The 17,397-nt window shown below is 70.3% G+C and carries 10 protein-coding genes; 2 read left to right on the forward strand and 8 right to left on the reverse strand.

All coding sequences use genetic code 11. The annotated features are described in order from the left end of the window. Positions 1-4,907, forward strand: a 4,907-nt coding sequence (locus G4D86_RS48865) for a non-ribosomal peptide synthetase (protein ID WP_164002485.1), incomplete at its 5' end; no start/stop codon positions are given. Between the two features lie 50 nt (positions 4,908-4,957). Here the strand turns inward: G4D86_RS48865 and G4D86_RS48870 are convergent. Both G4D86_RS48870 and G4D86_RS48875 read right to left on the reverse strand, forming a co-directional pair. Next, a complete protein-coding gene (locus G4D86_RS48870; RefSeq protein ID WP_164002487.1) occupies positions 4,958-6,568 on the reverse strand; it encodes an FAD-dependent oxidoreductase in 1,611 nt (536 codons plus the stop codon). A gap of 156 nt (positions 6,569-6,724) precedes the next feature. Further along, the gene (locus G4D86_RS48875) at positions 6,725-8,509 is read right to left on the reverse strand and encodes a serine/threonine-protein kinase (RefSeq protein WP_164002489.1); all 1,785 of its coding nucleotides are present in this window, start codon (positions 8,507-8,509) and stop codon (positions 6,725-6,727) included. Positions 8,510-8,660: 151 nt separating this feature from the next. On the opposite strand from G4D86_RS48875, the gene G4D86_RS48880 reads away from it, so the two are divergent. Beyond that, positions 8,661-9,626, forward strand: coding sequence for a hypothetical protein (locus G4D86_RS48880; protein ID WP_164002491.1), 966 nt, complete (start codon positions 8,661-8,663; stop codon positions 9,624-9,626). A 72-nt stretch (positions 9,627-9,698) separates the two neighbouring features. Here the strand turns inward: G4D86_RS48880 and G4D86_RS48885 are convergent, their stop codons facing one another. The 6 genes from G4D86_RS48885 to G4D86_RS48910 all read right to left on the reverse strand — a co-directional run bounded on the left by G4D86_RS48885 (position 9,699) and on the right by G4D86_RS48910 (position 17,361). Further along, positions 9,699-11,162 (reverse strand): serine hydrolase, encoded by a 1,464-nt coding sequence (locus G4D86_RS48885; RefSeq protein WP_164002492.1) that lies wholly within the window; start codon positions 11,160-11,162, stop codon positions 9,699-9,701. Between the two features lie 60 nt (positions 11,163-11,222). Then, positions 11,223-12,677 (reverse strand): HAMP domain-containing sensor histidine kinase, encoded by a 1,455-nt coding sequence (locus G4D86_RS48890; RefSeq protein WP_164002494.1) that lies wholly within the window; start codon positions 12,675-12,677, stop codon positions 11,223-11,225. Between the two features lie 113 nt (positions 12,678-12,790). Further along, positions 12,791-13,486: a hypothetical protein gene (locus tag G4D86_RS48895; protein ID WP_164002496.1), complete on the reverse strand. Its 696-nt coding sequence runs from the start codon at positions 13,484-13,486 to the stop codon at positions 12,791-12,793. Positions 13,487-13,503: 17 nt separating this feature from the next. Further along, a complete protein-coding gene (locus tag G4D86_RS53610; protein ID WP_240360919.1) occupies positions 13,504-15,519 on the reverse strand; it encodes a PEP/pyruvate-binding domain-containing protein in 2,016 nt (671 codons plus the stop codon). A 134-nt stretch (positions 15,520-15,653) separates the two neighbouring features. Next, positions 15,654-16,376, reverse strand: coding sequence for a hypothetical protein (locus tag G4D86_RS48905; protein WP_164002498.1), 723 nt, complete (start codon positions 16,374-16,376; stop codon positions 15,654-15,656). A 28-nt stretch (positions 16,377-16,404) separates the two neighbouring features. Continuing rightward, positions 16,405-17,361: a hypothetical protein gene (locus tag G4D86_RS48910; RefSeq protein WP_164002500.1), complete on the reverse strand. Its 957-nt coding sequence runs from the start codon at positions 17,359-17,361 to the stop codon at positions 16,405-16,407. Positions 17,362-17,397: the final 36 nt, after the last annotated feature.

Genomic DNA, 17,397 nt, shown 5'->3' on the forward strand with positions numbered 1-17,397 from the left:
TGCTGCCCGTGGGCCGGGTGAAGGAGCGACTGGCCTCCGGGCACGTGCTCATCAATGGGTATGGCCCGACGGAGAACACGACGTTCTCCGCGTGCTACCGGATGGAGGGCCCGGAGGAGCTGGGCGCCTCGGTGCCCATTGGCCGTCCCATCACCAACACGCAGGCGTATGTGCTGGACGGGGCGATGCAGCCGGTACCGGTGGGAGTGCCGGGCGAGCTGTACGTGGGAGGAGAAGGCCTGGCAGTGGGGTACGTGGGCCGGCCGGAGCTGACGGCGGAACGCTTCGTGCCCAGTCCCTTCGGAGACGGTGCACGCCTGTACTGCACGGGCGACGTGGTGCGCTGGCGTGGGGACGGGACGCTGGAGTTCCTGGGCCGGCGAGACACGCAGGTGAAGGTGCGTGGCTTCCGCATCGAGCTGGGAGAGGTGGAGGCAGCGCTGGCGCAGCACCCGGGCGTCAGCGAGGTTGTCGTCGTCGGGAGAGAGGACGGCACCGAGGGCAAGCGGTTGGTAGCCTACGTGACGGCGAAGGAGGGTGCCGCCATCGACGCTCCCGCCCTGCGCACGCACCTGAAGCAGCGGCTGCCGGAGTACATGGTGCCGTCCGCTTACGTGGTGCTGGATGCACTGCCGCTGACGCCGAACGGCAAGGTGGACCGCAAGGCCCTGCCCGAACCGGACTCGGTGTCGGCAACGGACCGCCGCGAGTACGTCGCCCCGCGCACTCCGGTGGAGCAGACCCTGGCCACGCTGTGGTCGGAAGTCCTGCGCCACGACAGCCCGGGCGTGCTCGATGACTTCTTCGAGCTCGGCGGGCATTCGCTGCTCGCCACCCAGCTCGTGTCGCGTATCCGCGATGCCTTCCAGGTGGAGCTGCCGCTGCGCGAGCTGTTCGAGTCGCCCACGGTGGCCCGACTGGCTCAACGCGTGGAGGCCGCACGGGCCCGCGCGGCCGGGACACAGGCTCCGTCCTTGAAGCGCGCTCCTCGCGACGGCGCGCTCCCGCTGTCCTTCGCCCAGCAGCGTCTGTGGTTCCTGGAGCAGTTGGAGCCAGGCAGCACCGTCTACAACGTGCCCACCGCGGTGCGGCTGTCCGGGGCGCTCGACACGCACGCCCTGGAGCGCGCCTTCGATGCGCTCGTGCACCGCCACGAGTCGTTGCGCACGACGTTCCAGGTCGCGAACGGCTCGCCGGCGCAGGTCATCGACCCGCGGGGCCACGCCCGGCTCCATGTCGTGGACCTCAGCTCCTTCCCCGAAGCCTCTCGTGACTCGGAAGCGCGTCGGTGGGCATTGGTGGAATCCCTGCGCCCGTTCGACCTGGCTCAGGGGCCGTTGCTGCGGACCACGCTCCTGAAGCTCTCCGAGCAGGAGCACGTGCTGGTGCTGGTGATGCACCACATCATCTCCGACGGTTGGTCCATGGGACTGCTGGTCCACGAGGTCGCGGAGCTGTACGCGGCCTTCGCCCAGGGCCGCGCATCGCCGCTGCCGGAGCTGCCGCTCCAGTACGCCGACTACGCGGTGTGGCAGCGCGAGTGGCTGCGTGGGGACGTGCTGGACGCGCAGCTCGGCTACTGGAAACAGCAGCTCACCGGAGCCCCTCGCTTGCTGGAGCTGCCCACGGACCTGCCTCGGCCCGCGGTGCAGTCGCTGGAAGGTGCCTTCGCTCCGTTCTCCCTCGGCCGCGAGCTGACGGAGGCCGTGAAGGCGCTCGGCAGGCGCGAGGGTGTGACGCCGTTCATGGTGATGCTGGCCGCGTTCCAGGCGGTGCTGGCGCGCTACTCGGGACAGGACGATGTGTGCGTCGGCTCGCCCATCGCGGGCCGGACGCGGGCGGAGACCGAGGGCCTCATTGGCTTCTTCGTCAACACGCTCGTGCTGCGGACCCGGCTGGACGGCAACCCCTCCTTCCGCGAGCTGCTGGCGCGGGTGCGTGAGGTGACGCTCGGCGCGTATGCGCACCAGGACGTACCCTTCGAGAAGCTCGTGGAGGAGCTGCGCCCCGAGCGCAGCCTGAGCCACTCGCCACTCTTCCAGGTGATGCTCACCCTCGACAGCACGCCCAAGGCGGCGGGGCAGGGCCTGTCGGACCTGGCGCTCCGTCCCATCGAGATTGAGCACCGCGTGGCGCGGTTCGACCTCACCCTCGGTCTCGTGGACGGGGTGGACGGGCTCACCGGCGGGCTGGAGTACAGCACCGCGCTGTTCGAGCCCGCGACGGTGGAGCGGCTGCTCGGCCACCTGAAGGCGCTGCTCGAAGGCGCCCTGGCCCGGCCCGAGCAGTCCGTGTTCACCGTGCCCCTGCTGCGAGACGCGGAGCTGCGTCGCCTGCTGGTGGAGTGGAACGACACCGGCTCGGCGGGGCCCGCGGACGCGTGCATCCACACCCTCTTCGAGCGACAGGTGGCCGCCACCCCGGACGCCGTGGCGGTGCTCGCGGGTGACGTGTCGCTGACGTACCGCGAGCTCGACACCCGGGCCAACCGGCTGGCGCACCACCTGCGCGGCCTGGGCGTGGGACCGGAGGTGCGGGTCGGCCTTTGCGTCGAGCGCACGGCGGAGCTGTTGGTCGCGGTGCTCGGCATCCTCAAGGCGGGCGGCGCGTACGTGCCGCTCGACCCGGCGTACCCGCGCCAGCGGCTCGCGTTCATGCTGGAGGATGCGAAGCCCCACGTGCTCGTGGGCCAGCGCCACCTGCTGGACTCGCTGCCTCCGGCGGAGGCGGCCCGGGTCGCGCTCGATGACGCGCACACCCTGGCGGCAATGAGCACGGAGGCACCGGTCTCCGGCGTCACGCCGGACCACCTGGCCTACGTCCTGTTCACGTCAGGCAGCACCGGCAGGCCCAAGGGCGTCGCGCTGGAGCACCGGAGCGCGGTGGCCTTCCTGCGGTGGACGGCGCGCGTCTTCCCCGCGGAGACGCTCGCGGGCGTGCTGGCCTCCACCTCGCTCAACTTCGACCTCTCCGTCTTCGAGCTCTTCGCCCCGCTCACGCGCGGCGGCGCGGTGGTGGTGGCGAGGAACGCGCTCGAGCTGCCCTCGCTGCCGGCGGCCGGTCGCGTCACCCTCATCAACACCGTCCCCTCGGCCATGGCGGAGCTGGTGCGCGCCCACGCCGTCCCAGGCTCGGTGCGCACGGTGAACCTCGCGGGCGAGCCGCTGGCCAACTCGCTGGTGCAGGCCATCCACGAGGCCGCGCCCGGCGTGGAGCGCGTGCTCAACCTCTACGGCCCCACCGAGGACACGACGTACTCCACCTGGATGCTGGCGCCCCGGGGCGCGACGCGAGAGCCGACGCTGGGCAGGCCGCTGGATGGGACGCGGGCGTACGTGCTGGATGCGTTCGGACAGCCCGTGCCCATGGGCGTCGCGGGAGAGCTGTTCCTCGGCGGCGCCGGCCTGGCCCGGGGCTACGTGGACCGGCCCGAGCTGACGGCGGAGCGCTTCGTTCCGGACCCGTTCAGCACGACACCGGGCGCGCGGCTGTACCGCACCGGAGACCGGGTGCGGTGGCTCGCGGAGGGTGTGTTGCAGTACCTCGGCCGCATCGACCAGCAGGTGAAGGTGCGCGGCTTCCGCATCGAGCTGAGCGAAGTCGAGGCGGCGCTGCGCCAGCATCCCGACGTGCGCGAAGCCGTCGTGTTGGCTCGCGAGAGCGGCACCGAGGGCAGGAGGCTGGTGGCGTGGCTCGTGGCGCGGGCCGGTGCGACGCCGGACGCGGCGGAGCTGCGGCGCTTCCTGACGGAGCGGGTGCCCGACTTCATGGTGCCCTCCGCCTTCGTGCCGCTGGACGCGCTGCCGCTCACGCCCAACGGCAAGGTGGACCGCAACGCGCTCCCGGCACCGGAAGCCCGGACGGAGCCGGCCCGTGGTTACGTGCCGCCGCGCGACGACCTGGAGCTGCGCCTCGCGCGCATCTGGGAGGAACTGCTGGGTGTGTCGCCCATCGGCATCCACTCGGACTTCTTCGAGCTGGGGGGCCACTCCCTGCTGGCGATGCGGATGATGTCGCTCCTCCGCGAGCGCCTGGGCCGGAGCCTGCCGGTGGTGTCCCTGTTCCAATCGGGCACGCTCGAGGACCTGGCCGCGCGGCTGCGCGAAGCGCCGGGAAGCCTGTCTCCCCTGGTGCCACTCACCATCGGGGGATCGCGGCGGCCGTTCTTCTGCGTCCACCCCGTCAGCGGCAACGTCCTGCCCTACCTGGAGCTGGCCCGCGCGCTGGGCCCGGACCAGCCCTTCCACGCGTTCCAGGCCCCCGGCATCGAGGGCGAGCAGGCCCCGCTGGAGACGGTGGAGGCCCTGGCGGCGCGCTACGTGGAAGCCCTCCGCGAGGTCCAGCCCTCCGGCCCGTACCGGCTGGGTGGCTGGTCCCTGGGAGGCATGGTGGCCTTCGAGATGGCGCGGCAGCTGGAGCAGCGGGGCGAGCAGGTGGAGCAGCTCGTGCTCATCGACTCCTACGCCTTCGACCAGCGCCCGCCGGAGGGGGCAGGGGAGTCGTGGCTCGCGGCCCGGTTCGTGGAGTTCACGGCCCGGCTCGCCGGCCTGCCGGCTCCCGAGCTGGATGAGCAGGCACTGCCAACCGGCGATGCGCTGCTGCATGGGTTGCTGGAGGCGGGGAGGAACGCCGGAGTCCTCGCCAGGGGCGTGGACCTCGAGCAGCTCCGCACCCTGTACCGCGTCTTCGCGAGCAACCTCCGCGCCCTGTGGCGGTACGAGCCGGGCACGTACGGAGGTCGCGTCACGCTGGTGCGCGCCAGCGAGACGCAGGTACCCACCGGCCCGGACGGTGGCTGGGCACGGCTCGCGGCCGGCGGCGTGGAGGTGTGCGAGTTCCCCGGTGACCACCACTCCCTCCTTCGCGCTCCCACCGTGGAGGCGCTCGCGAAGAAGCTCCAGGAGTGAACGGGACACGGGCGTGTCGAGCGGCACGCCCGTGTCTGGTGCCGACGGGCTCAGCCCAGGGCGTGCTCGTCCTGCTCCGCGTCCGGGTGGCGCTCGTCACACGTCGGGCCCGCTGCGGGGAGGAGTGCTTGTAGGTAGCCCTCCACCTGCTCCGGGGTGCCCGGGCTCGCGAACAGGCCGACATGGCCATCCGGTCGCACCAGCACGAGCGCAGCGCCGCGCACGTCGTACGCCGCGCGGGCATGTCCACCGGAGTCGACGAGGTCTGCTCCCTGGCAGGGCTCACCCGGCCGCACCAGTCGCAGCGCTCGCACCGTGGGCCCGAAGCGTGCCGCCATGTGGGCCACCGTGCTCGCATGCGCCGCACCGAAGGCGAGCAGCGTGAAGTGCGTCCCCCGGAAGACCTCGAACAGCCGGCCGGCGCCTCCGCTGGCGTCGTGGCAGGGGGCATCCGGCGCCCGGTCTCCCGCGCGCAGCCTTCCGGGCTGGCGCTGTTCGTCGTAGGACAGGGAGCCTCCGCGGTAGCTGATGGCGAGCTGCTGCGTGTCGGCTCCGCGCCGCTGGGGCTTGAGGCCTCCTCCGCTGGCGGAGGCCTGTCGATGCAGCCGACTGGAGAGGCCCAGTACGTGTTCCGCGATGGGGAGCCGCTCCTCCTCGTAGGTGTCCAGCAGCGCCTCGGGCGCGCCCGCGAGCACCTGCCCGAGCTTCCAGCCCAGGTTGTACGCGTCCTGGATGCCGGTGTTCAGCCCCTGTCCTCCCGCCGGCGGATGCACGTGCGCGGCATCTCCCGCCAGGAAGACCTTGCCCACCCGGTAGCGGTCCACCATCCGCACGTTCGGTCGGTAGAGGGAGAGCCAGCTCGGGCTGTGGATGCGGATGCCCGGGCGCGGCCGGGCGGACTCGGAGAAGTATTGCTGGATGCCGCGCTCGGACAGCTCCGGCGGCTCGGCGCCGGTGGGGAGCTTCACGTAGAGCTGGAAGTGGTCCGTGCCGGGCAGGGGACACAGCGCGATGGCGCCGCCCTTCGTCTTCGGCCACACGTGCCAGTGCTCACGGTCGAGCCCCTCCACCTGGACGTCACCCACCACCATCCGCTCACCCTCGTAGGTTTCTCCCTGGAACGTCACGCCCAGCGCCTTGCGCACGAAGCTGTGCCCGCCATCCGCTCCGACGAGGTAGCTCGCCCGGACCTGCTCGGTGCCTCCCTCGCGCGACAGCGTGGCCGTGACTCCGTCTCCGTCCTGCTCGAAGCCGGTGAGCGCGGTGGCCAGCTCCACCGCGCCGCCGTACCCGGCGAGCCGCTCGCGCAGGAGCGCCTCGGTCCGCCACTGGGGCACGAGCCAGGTGTTGGGGTAGGGCACGTCCGGAGTGGGCTCGCGCTGCGTGAACATGCTCCAGCGGGCGAGCGCGAAGCGCCGCCACCAGACACGCAGGCGCGGGTACTTCGCGCCGGACGCCAGGAGCGGCTCCACGATGCCCAGGTCGTCGAAGACTTCCAGCGTCCTCGGCTGCAGGCCCTTGCCGCGCGAGCCGGCGAAGTGTCTCGGTTGAGCCTCCACGAGGCGGAAGGCAACGCCTCGCCGCGCCAGCTCGCAGGCGAGCGTCAGCCCGGTGGGGCCCGCGCCGGCAATGAGGACTTGAAGACCACGTGAATGACTCATGACATCTCCCGGACGGACCCTTCAAGAGTCCGTCCCTCGTGAGGTCATGAAAATGTAAGGAAGTGCTTATGTTGTCAGCTTGCATTCCCCCGGCGACGGGTTCTCATGGGAGAGACGCCGGGACGAGCGCTTCTCCGGGCCCGGCCTGCTGACATTTCAGCGGGAACGCTCGACGACGACCGTCTTCTGCTCCTCGATGGGGAGCTCGGCCCGTGGCTCCACGGTCCGCGTGGGCGCCTCATCCATCGCGGGCTCCGCCGGCCGCTCGCGCGTGAGCAGCACCTCGACCTCGGAGGGCGTGGGGTCGCTGAGCTCCGACAACTCCCGCTCGCGGCCCCAGCGCTCCGCGAAGTTCCCGCGCAGCCAGGTGGCGAGGTCGATGGCCGGAAGCACCTGCCGAACCGGGTCCAACGCGCGCTGGAAGCTCCAGGCGTCGGTGAACCGCTTCTCCAGACTCGACTGGAGGGCGACGTCGAGGACGCCCCGGAGCATCCGGTACGCGTCGGGCGCATCGGGGCGCTCCAGCCGGGGCAGGCGAGAGCCTCCCGTGGCCGAAGCCGGGCCGGGAAGCGTGCCGAACAGCAACTCGTGGAGGACACAGCCGAGCGCGAAGAGGTCGCCGGACGCAGTGGCTTCGGCCCCCGCGCGGCGCTCGGGCGGCATGTACGCGAACTTCCCGATGACGTCTCCCACCTGGGTGAGCCGGTCCGAGGACGGAACCGCCCACGTGCCAGTCACACTCTCCCTGGCGTCACCGGAGCCATGCGCGATGCCGAAGTCGACGACCTTCACCACGCCATCGAAGGACACGATGAGGTTGTCCGCGCTGATGTCGCGATGAACCACGCCCCGCTCGTGCGCATAGGCGAGCCCGCGCAGCGCCTGCTGGCAGAGCTCCACCACCACCTCGAGCGGCAGCGCGGCGCCCTTCCTGACGCGCCGGGCGAGCTCCAGCATGCTCACGCCGCTCAGGTACTCCATGACGATGAACCACCCGCCATCCATCTGCCCGAGGTCGTAGACGGACACGACGTGCGGGTGGTGTAGGCGCGCGGCGGTGCGGGCCTCTCCGATGAAGCGGTGGAGTCGGACCGCGGGGTCCTCGCCGCCGCCCTCGTCCAGCATCCGCTTGAGCACGACGAGCCGGTTGAAGCCCGCCCGGCCGGTCCTCACCGCGAGCCACACCTCACCCATGCCGCCGCGTCCCAGCCGCACGAGCCGGCGGTAGCGGTGGATGCCCGTGCCCAGGTCCGCCCCCCGCAGCGAGCGCGCGGTGAGGATGGCGAGCGCGGTGGAGGCGAGCAGGAGGAACGGCAGCCCCACCAGCGCGAAGAGCGGCGGCCCCGGAAGCCAGCCGACATCAATTGCAAGCTCACGGCCCAGGAGCGCGAGCGCGACGAGCGAAGCGGCGAGCACGGCCATCGCCATCGCGCCACGGCGCTTCATGAGCCGCACCGCTTCGAAGGCCCAGGTCCCCGCCACACACGCCGCGAGGAGCCAGAACAGCGGCAGGCTCAGGCCCGCCGTCGCATGCGAGAGCTCCTCCGAGGTCAACCGCGTCGCCGGCAGCGCCAGCACCGAGGCGGAGATGTCGAGCACCCGAACCGCCCCGAGCGCCACGGCCACTCCCAGCATCACCCGCCGGCCGAAGGTGAGCGGCTGGTCCAGCAGCGACCACGCCACGCGAAGCAGGGGGTAGGGGAGCACCACCGACGTGAGCGTGCCGAACACCAGCCACGGACGCGTGTCGGAGAAGATGGCGCTGGCCTCGCGGCTGGTGAGCCCGATGGTGAAGCTGATGACCGCGAACCCGAGGAAGCTCCAGGCCAGCCAGAGCTGCACGCGCTGGGAGCGGACCGCGATCCAGGTCGCGAGGTGCACCAGCGCGAGCACGAAGAACGCTCCCGCGAGCGCCAGGTGCAACATCGTGTAGGGGGTCACGGACCGGGAGCGTATTCGAGCGGGCGACTTTTCGTGAAGACCAGGGAAATCTGGAACGAAGCCCCGCAGGGGGTGAGTCGCGGTACACTCATGGTCTCAGTGGAAAGGACGGCTCCGCGTGCCCGTGCGAACGACGAGAACTTCCCGTGGGGTGCCTGGATGGGCGCTCGTCGTCCTGTGTGCGGTGCTGCTCTCCGCCACCGCGAGCGCCCAGACGTCCGAAGACCGTGCCTACGTCAGCTACAGCCTCGCGCGCGGTACCTCCATCGGCGCGGACGGGAGGAAGCTCGACAACTGGAAGCAGCTGGACCTCCGCCTTCCGCTGCCGCCCGTCTTCCTCGGGAAGACGATTGTCGTCCCGTCGCTGGCGTACGAGACACGCTGGCTGGCGCTGGAGCCACGGGGCGCCCTGGCGGGCCTCGACGAGGACGTGCTGGGCCGTCGCTTCCACCGCCTCCAGCTCGGGCTTACGGTGGTCCGGCCGCTCGCGCCTCGGTGGCTGCTGTTCGCGGGTGCGTCCGGCATCGCGCGCACGGACTTCCGCAATGCCTTCGACGTCGGCATGGACATGTCCTGGGTGGGCTACGCCATGGCGAACTACCTGATTGGCGGTGACCCGGGCATGCGGCTGATGTTCGGGCTCGTCGTGATGTGGCCCTTCAACGTCCTCCCGGTCATCCCCATGGTGGGCTTCACCTACCGCAAGGGAGCCTACGTGGTGGAGCTCGGACTGCCGCGGCTCACCCTGCTGCGGAAGTTCGGCGACGGGCTGGAGCTGGGCCTTACCGGGGCGTTCGATCAGCAGGTCTTCCACGCCCGCCTCCCGGGAGATGGCCAGACGCTGGGCGCGCACTTCGTGCAGGAGACGTCGATGCACGTCGGCCCCACGGCGAACGTCCGGCTGGGGGGCGGCAGCGTCTGGCTGAGCACGTCCGTCGGGCTCGACCTGCTCAACGACTTCTCGCTGCTCGACGGCGACCGGGAGCGGCTGGGCCTCGGTGTCGGCTCCACGCGCGCAGCGCCCTTCGTCCGGGTGGCAGTGAACTGGCGCCCGCCCCGGCGCATGCCGAAGGCGCCGGAGCCGTCAGGCAGCGGCCCCGCTCCCGCGGCTCAGTGAGCGAGGCCCTTCCTCCACCTGCGCGGAGGAAGGGCGCGGGCCCGCCAGGCGGGCCTCACCCCGTCACGTACGTCATCGCGTGGCGGTTGGCTTCTCAAGGCGCTTGAGGGTCTCCACCGCGCTCGTGTTCTTGGGGTTCAGCTCCACGGCGCGGCGGTAGTTCACGAGCGCCTGCTCCTTGTTCCCGCCGGCCAGGTACGCCTCGCCGAGGCTGTCGTAGACGTTCCCCTCGCCAGGGAACATCTCCACGTTGAGCTTGAAGATCTCGATGGCCTCCGCCACGCGCCCGGAGCCGAGCAGCCGGTAGCCCACGTTGTTCAGCTCCCGCTCGGCGAAGTCGTACTCGGTGGCCTTGGTGGCCTTGAGGGTCCGGTACCGGGCGATGGCCTCCGCGGCGGACGACTTCTCGAGCGCGGCCATCACGACCTCTCCGATGGCCACCTGGGGCTGCTTCGGCGGGATGCCATGAAGGATGCTCAGCGCCCCCGTCGCCATCGCCATCAGCTTCGAGCTACGGGCCGTGTTGTCGAGGAGGACGACGACCTCCTTGCGCTCGGGCGCGCGGACGAACAGGGCGCTGAAGCCATTGATGCCACCGCTGTGGCTGATGGTGGCGACCTCCGTCTTGTCGTCATGCAGCTTGATGGGCCCGACGTGCCACCCGAAGGCGTAGTCATCCAGCGCGGTAGTGAACATCCGCTGCTTGAGCGGCGCGGGAAGCAGCTTGTCTTCGTAGAGGGCGCGGTCCCAGCGGTAGAGGTCCTGCACCGTCGAGTACATCGAGCCCGCGGCGTAGGGGATGGTCATGTCGAGGTAGGGCGCGTTGACGTACCCGCCAGGCTGCGCCTCGTAGCCGCTGGCGCGCTTCGGGAGCACCGTGGCGGACACGTCGTAGCCCGTGTTCTTCATGCCCACCGGGTCGAAGATGCGCTGCTGCAGCGCCTGCGCGTACGTCTGCCCGGTGACCTTCTCGATGACGGCGCCGAGCAGGAAGTAGCCGGAGTTGCTGTAGTTGAACTTCGTGCCGGGCTCGAACTCCAGGTCGCCGCTGCAGAACTTCTTCACGAAGTCCGCGACGGTGTAGGGGTCGCGTGAGGCGGTCTTGAAGAAGGTGGGGTTCGTGTAGTTGGGGAGGCCGGAGGTGTGGTTCAGCAGGTGGGCGAGGGTGATGCGGTCGCCGGTGTCCTTGCGGTAGTCCGGCAGGTACTTCGTGACCGGGTCCTCGACCTGGAGCTTCCCCTCCGCCACGAGCTGCATGATGACCATCGAGGTGAACTGCTTCGTCACCGAGCCGATGCGGAACTTCGTGTCCGGCGTATTCGGCACCTGCCACTCGAAGTTCGCGGAGCCGTAGCCCTTCTCGAGGATGACGCCCTTCTCGTTGGCCACGAGCACGCTGCCGTTGAACTGGTTCAGCTGCTGGTACTTCGTGATGAGCCGGTCCAGTTCCTGCCGCTGCGTCGCCGCCTCTGCGGCGGGCCCCACGCACACCCACGCCACGACCACGCCCACGCAGAGCGCCTTCAGCCAGTTCATTCGTCCTCCAGGAGGTTCCCGGAGCATACGTTTCATGACGGCGGCGATTGCGTGGGCGCGTCACATCGCCAGGGCCCCAGGCAGGAACAGGGGTGTGTGACTGGCGGCGGCGGCGGCACGGGGCAGCTGGACGCGGAAGGTGGAGCCGCGTCCCGGCTCGCTCTCCACGTGGATGGAGCCGCCGTGCGCCTCCAGGATGCGCCGCGCCACGGAGAGGCCCAGGCCGACGCCCGGGATGTTGGCGCGGTGCGTAGCGCTGCGACGGAAGGGCTCGAAGATGCTCTCCCGCTCCGAGGGGTCCACTCCGACGCCCGGGTCGTGCACCGCCACCCAGGCCCCATCCGCCGTGGTTCCGACCTCCACCCGCACCTGTCCTCCGCCGGGGGAGTACTTGATGGCATTGCTCAGCAGGTTGTTGAGCACCTGGGCGATGCGTGCGCCATCGCACCGCACCCACAGCGCCCCCTTCGGCCAGGAGGTCTCCAGGTGGTGCGCGTCGCTCACGGGCCGGTGCAGCTCCACGGACTCCCGCACCAGCTCGACGAGGTCGTGCTCGTCGCATTGCAAGGACAGCTGCCCGGCCTCGATGCGGGACGTGTCGAGCAGGTCCTCCACCATGCGCGTCAGCCGGTCCACCTGACGTGCCACCAGCGAGAAGCGGTCTCTCAGCTTCTGCTCGGGAGGGAGGGGGTGCCCGGGGCGCACGCTGGTGGCCGCCGCGCGCAGGGCCTGGAGCGGGTTGCGCAGGTCATGCGCGACGCCCGCGAGGAAGCCGAGCTGCACCTCCCGCTGGTGCTCGAGCCGCGTGGCCGTTTCATTGAAGGCAGACGCGATGTCGCGAATCTCCCGCACGCCCGCCGCGGGTGCTCGCTGGAGCGGCGTGCCCGGGCGGAAGCGCAGCAGTGCCTCGCGGACCGCTTCGAGCGGCCAGTACAGCTCGCGACGCAGCGTCCAGAACGCCAGGGCCGCTCCGGTCACCATCGCCAGCGACACGATGAGTCCCACCACGTGGGCCCTCCGCGCCCACCGCTGGTTCGCTTCGAAGGTGGCGTGCGCGTCCGCCGAGTTCAGCTTCTCCAGCGCTCGCGAGAGGTGCATCTCCCGGTCGAGCATCTTGCCCGTACGCGCCTCGAAGGTCCCCGGAATGGGGGTCGGGTGGGCGAAGTACCCCTCGAGCTCGTCGCCCAGCTCATCGACGAAGGCCCGCTCCTCGGGGCTGTCCGCCAGCTGCCGGACCTCTGCGAGAGACTGCCGCACGTGCTCCTTCGCGCCTTCCGTCTCCCAGACGTGGGAGAGCAGGCCTGTCGCCTCGTAGAGGCGCTGCTCCCGCTCATGGTAGATGAGCGCCTTCTCCAGGCTGTCCGACGCCTGCTGGGTCTCCAGCACGTGCATCATCCGGGCGCTGTTGCGCTCCATTCTCGCGGTGGTGCCCGCCAGCGCGGCGACCGTCACCCCGATCAGTGTGCCCAGAAGCAGGGTGAGGGTAACGGCTTGGCTTCGCAGGCTTCGACTCATGAGGCTCCCCCGGCACTCCAATTGACGTTACGGCTCAACACCCGAGCTGATGGGTCTCCTGAAGCGCGCCGCCCGGACAGGCGGACACAGGCTCCACTGCACCCTCGTGGGGCTCACGGTACGAGCTCGTAGGCGGCCAGCTCCTCGGTCTGTCCGCCGATCTCCTTCACCTTCCCGATGCCGCGCACGTACCAGTAGGTCTTCGAGGTGCTGCCGCCCGCCTTGCGGAGAACGAGCGCGCGGAAGGTACCGGCGGGCACGGTGACGGACTCTCCGTCGGCAATCACCGTCCAGCGGTCCCTCGCCGTCTCCGTGCTCGTCTCGCCATCGGTGGGCAGCTTCGTCTCCTCGTAGATTTCGAGCCAGCTCGCGCCCACGACGACATGCTCGGGTGTCTCGTCGAGGTGGAGCTTGGGCGGGTCCCACTGCTCCTCCATCTCGAGCGCCCCGGTGCTGGCGCGGAACGACTGCTCCCGGTAGCGGACGACGCGCTCGCCCGAGAGGACCTGCCAGCTCACCGTCTGGTCATTCACGCCCTTCCGGGTGACGACGCGGTTCGCCAGGACGTCCCGGCTCGCTCCCGTCCCGCCGACGGGCTCCAATTCGCCCACCGTGGTCTCCTTCTCGGAGACCTGGCCGTCCTCGGTGACCTGATACGTCCACCGGTTGCCCGCCTTCCACGGCAGCAGCGGCCCCGAGCCGAGCGCCTCCTCGCCGCCGTCATCGGTGGGCACAGCGCTCTCGCCACAGCCCGTCACCATGAGCCCGAGCAGCACCGCGGCACCAAGCCTCCACGCGTGTCGCTTCATCGAGATCTCCCTGTCGCTCATTGGCCCCGTCCGGGGTGCGGGCGGGCCTGCTTGATGACGACCCGAGGCGTCTCGCCGGGCTCGCCGTCGAACTTGAACTCGACGTCCATGGCGTACCAGCCGTCGTTGCCCGCCTTCGGGCCATAGGCGGGAGAGAAGCGCTCGTGGATGGCATCGAGCGCCTTGCCTAGCTCGTACACCTGCGCCGACGTCAGCACCGTCTCTCCGTCCCGCACCAGATTGGAGCGGGACAGGTAGGTGATGGGCAGTCCGGGCTGGTGGAACCCGTAGATGAACTGGTCGCTGGTGATGCCCGGGGGCGGGTGCACCACCTCGGCGTCTCCTCCTGCCTGGACGTTGACGTAGAAGCCGGGCTCCACGCCGGACGGGTCATACGGGTTTGCGGTGAGCGCTACGCCGTTCGCCTCTTCGTCCGGGAAGTTGTGATGCACCAGCAGCGCCATCACCACCGACTTGTGGTCGATGCTGCTGTACGAGCGCTCCTCGAACGTGCGGAACAGCCAGATGCTGGCCCACGTCTCGCGGATGGCGTCGAGCACGTCCTCCCAGTCTCCCGCATCCCCCGTGTGCGACTCGTAGCAGCCGGCGCAGGGGAAGCCCTCCAGGTCCTCGCTGTTGGTGCTGGTGCGGAAGCGCATGCTCAAGCCCGGGTAGTCCGCCGCCAGCTTGTCCTTCAGCCGTTGCTGGAAGGCGGCATCCACCGGTGCGACCTCCATGTCGTCGCGCAGCTCCTTCAGGCGCGCGTCGCGGACCTCCGGCTTCGACTGGAACTCCGCATCCGCCAGCAGCGCGTCCACGCGGGCGTAGAACCCGTTCCGCTCCATGAACTGGACGTAGTACGCGGCGGGAATCGCGAAGGCCTTCCGGATGGGGAGGCCCTCCGTCCGGGCCATCACGGAGTAGTGCGCGGCCTTGCCTCCGAAGGCCGGCACCGCGGCCTTGATGGCGTCCCGCAGCGAGCCCGTGCCCTCGACCACCACGTCCTCGATGTCTCGCAGGTCGGTGACGCTCACGTCCGGCGCGGGGAGCTGCACGGGCTGGGGCTTGTGCTCCTCCCAGAAGGCGTCGGCCTCCTCGCTCGTCACAGCCTCGATGCTCCAGTCGAACGCGCCCACGGTGAGCCGCACCCACTGGCCGTCGAGCGCGCGGAGCCGCGGGTCCGTCATCGCCGAGCGCAGCCCCATGTTGGGCGTCTTCCGGTTCTGCGAGAGCACATTCACGTGTGACAGAGGGGTCTGGAACTCCTCGGTGATGATGCCCAGCACGACGGAGATGTCGTTGGGCACCACGTTCAGCACGACGATGTCGCGGAACGACACGTAGGTCGTGGCCAGCTCTTCCGCCTCGAGGAAGCGCAGCCGTCCCACCGACGTGGCCAGGTTGAGCGGCTGGTAGTCGATGGCCGCGAACAGCGCGTCCGTCGTCATCACCGTGACGCTCGACGGCAGGTTCTTCGCCTCCGCGGCGACGGCCTGGGACGTGGGGTGGAACACGAGCGCCGGGCCGAACCACGTCTGCGCGCGGATGGCCTCGTAGAGCTGCGCCATCAGGGCGGCGGAGGCGGAGTCGTAGGGCGCCAGCTCCAGCGCCCAGACCCCGGGCCCCTCGTACCAGGTGACGGCGCCCAGCAGGAAGCGGCGGTCCGGGGACGTGTACTCCGTCTGGTTGAAGTCCGCGAGCGAGCCCACCACGGGCCGCCCGTTGCCGGAGAGGTTCGCGGAGGTGAACGCGTAGTGGATGGAGTACTTCTGGCTGTTCTGGAAGTAGAGCGTGTCCCCATCGAACCGGTCGAGGACCACCTTCACCGAGCGTGCTCCGGGGATGCTCGTGTCGAGCGGCTCCGAAGCCAGGGCCGCGAAGTCCCCCTGGCAGCCGAGGTGCTTCAGGAAGTCGGGAGCGGAGGCGCCCTCCGCCACCTGGCAGGACTCCTCGCGCACCTCGTCTTCGTCCGAGGATGACGAGCACGCGAGCAACAGCGCAATGGCGACGAGCAGCAGTGGATGGGCGCGCATGGAGGCTCCGGCGCGAATCAGGGAGTGACGGCGAAGCAATAGATGCCGCCATAGCCACCGCCTCCGCCCACCGAGGAGCCGCCGCCTCCTCCGCCCGTCTGGGCGAGGTTGACGCCGGCCGCGCAGCCCGGCGCCTAGTGGTCGGACATCCAGTTGCCACCGTTGGAGGGATTGCTGGCGCTGCGAGGCCAGGAGTGGCCAATCATCGGCCGCCCGGTGGAGCCCGTCGCGCTCGTCCAGTCGTTGCAGGTGTTGGCCCGGGTGCCGCTGAACTGGCCCGCCTTCGTGGAACCGGTGAGCGTGTCGTGGTTGTCCACGCCCTGGTGGTTCGGCTCGCCGCGCTCGTTGGGCAGGTCGTTCTTGATGGCCGCGTCGCCCTCCGGCCGGTTGCCCAGGAGGCCCGCCTTGCTCGACGCCACCAGCCGCCCGTTGCGGTCGTACCAGGGCCCATTGCCAATGCGGTCGATGGCATGCACGGCGCCACCGTTGGCGCCACCCGTCGACGCGCTCAGGTAGGCGTGCCAGTCCTTCTGTCCGGCGCCGGGCACCGACTGCTCCGCGATGGTCCGGCAGATCTTGTCCGCGCCCGCCAGTCCCGTGGACTCACCGAAGCGCAGGTCGCCGCCAAAGCCATTCTGGCTGCCGGAGAGCTGGCGCATCGCCTCCAGGCTCGTCACGAAGAAGCTGAAGTCCGGCGAGCCCTCGCCGGTGGGTGTCCCGGCGTCGCCGTCCGTCGAGCCGTCGCCATCCGGGTCCTCGACTCCCGGCTCGAGGGGCTCCGAGTCCGAGCCACAGCCCGGGAGACAGACTCCCAGCAGGGCCATCACGACAGTGGGCACGACGATTGAGCGTTTCATGGCGGGCTCCCTTCCGGGGTTCGGCGAATCACTGACAGGTCAGGTCCGTGCGGCAGGTCTTCCCAGCGGGGCAGTCCGCGTCGGTGCTGCACGACACGAGCCCGGGGATGAGGACCTCCCGCTCCACCTGGGACAGGACCAGCAGCTCCACGCACCCGGCGGAGGTGTCCGTCGAGTCCGCCGAGCGCCGGCTGAGGGTGAGCTTCGGGAAGCCGGCGACGCCCTCGTCGAGCAGCTTCGAGAGCAGGCTGGCGGGGATGTCGAAGCGCCCCGTGTCCTCGAGGTCGTCGCACTCCACCGAGGCGGCGATGCCGCCGTGGTGGGCGAGGTCCACGACCACGTGGAGGCGCGCGGCCTCCGACGCCGTGGAGGGCGTCCACGACACCGTGACGGGCTGGCCCCGCTCCAGGGTGATGGCTTCCTCGGGCACTTCGAGCGCGGCCACGCCCTGGCCCTGCAGCGTGAACGAGGGGAGGTCGGCCCCGCTCGTCACCAGGGAGATGTCCGCACCCGCGTCGAAGCCGGGGTGGGGAAGCGTCGTCGCGCCGTTGGAGTAGAACCGCGCCGAGTTGGGCGACATGGACAGGTCGGCCTTGAGCCCCATCACGCGCACCGTGCCCAGGTTCTGCGCGGTGGGGTACGGGATGCAGGCTCCGTCCTCGCCGCAGGTCTGTGAGGCGCCACACGCGGGCTCGCAGAAGAGCGTGCGTCCCAGCAGCAATCGGCATTGGCCTTCCTCGGCCTCCACCTTCCGCACGTTCGCCGGCACGACGCCGCTGAGCGCGCGTCCCTGCACCGCCGTGTAGCCATCTCCCAACTCCACCGTGAACTGCCCCACGCGCTGGCTCGCGTCACACGGCGCATAGGTCAGGTCGTTCAAGATGACGGGATGGAGGCCGTCATCCGATTCCGTCGCGGCGCCGCACCCGAGCGCGCACAGCGCGAGCAGGAGGGGGAGCTTCGTGTCGCGTGTCCTGCGTGCCATCACCTGACCTCCTCGGGTCCACGATGAAGTGTGCCC

Origin of the sequence: Pyxidicoccus caerfyrddinensis (assembly GCF_010894405.1) — a bacterium.
In the GTDB taxonomy this organism is placed as follows: Bacteria; Myxococcota; Myxococcia; order Myxococcales; family Myxococcaceae; genus Myxococcus; species Myxococcus caerfyrddinensis.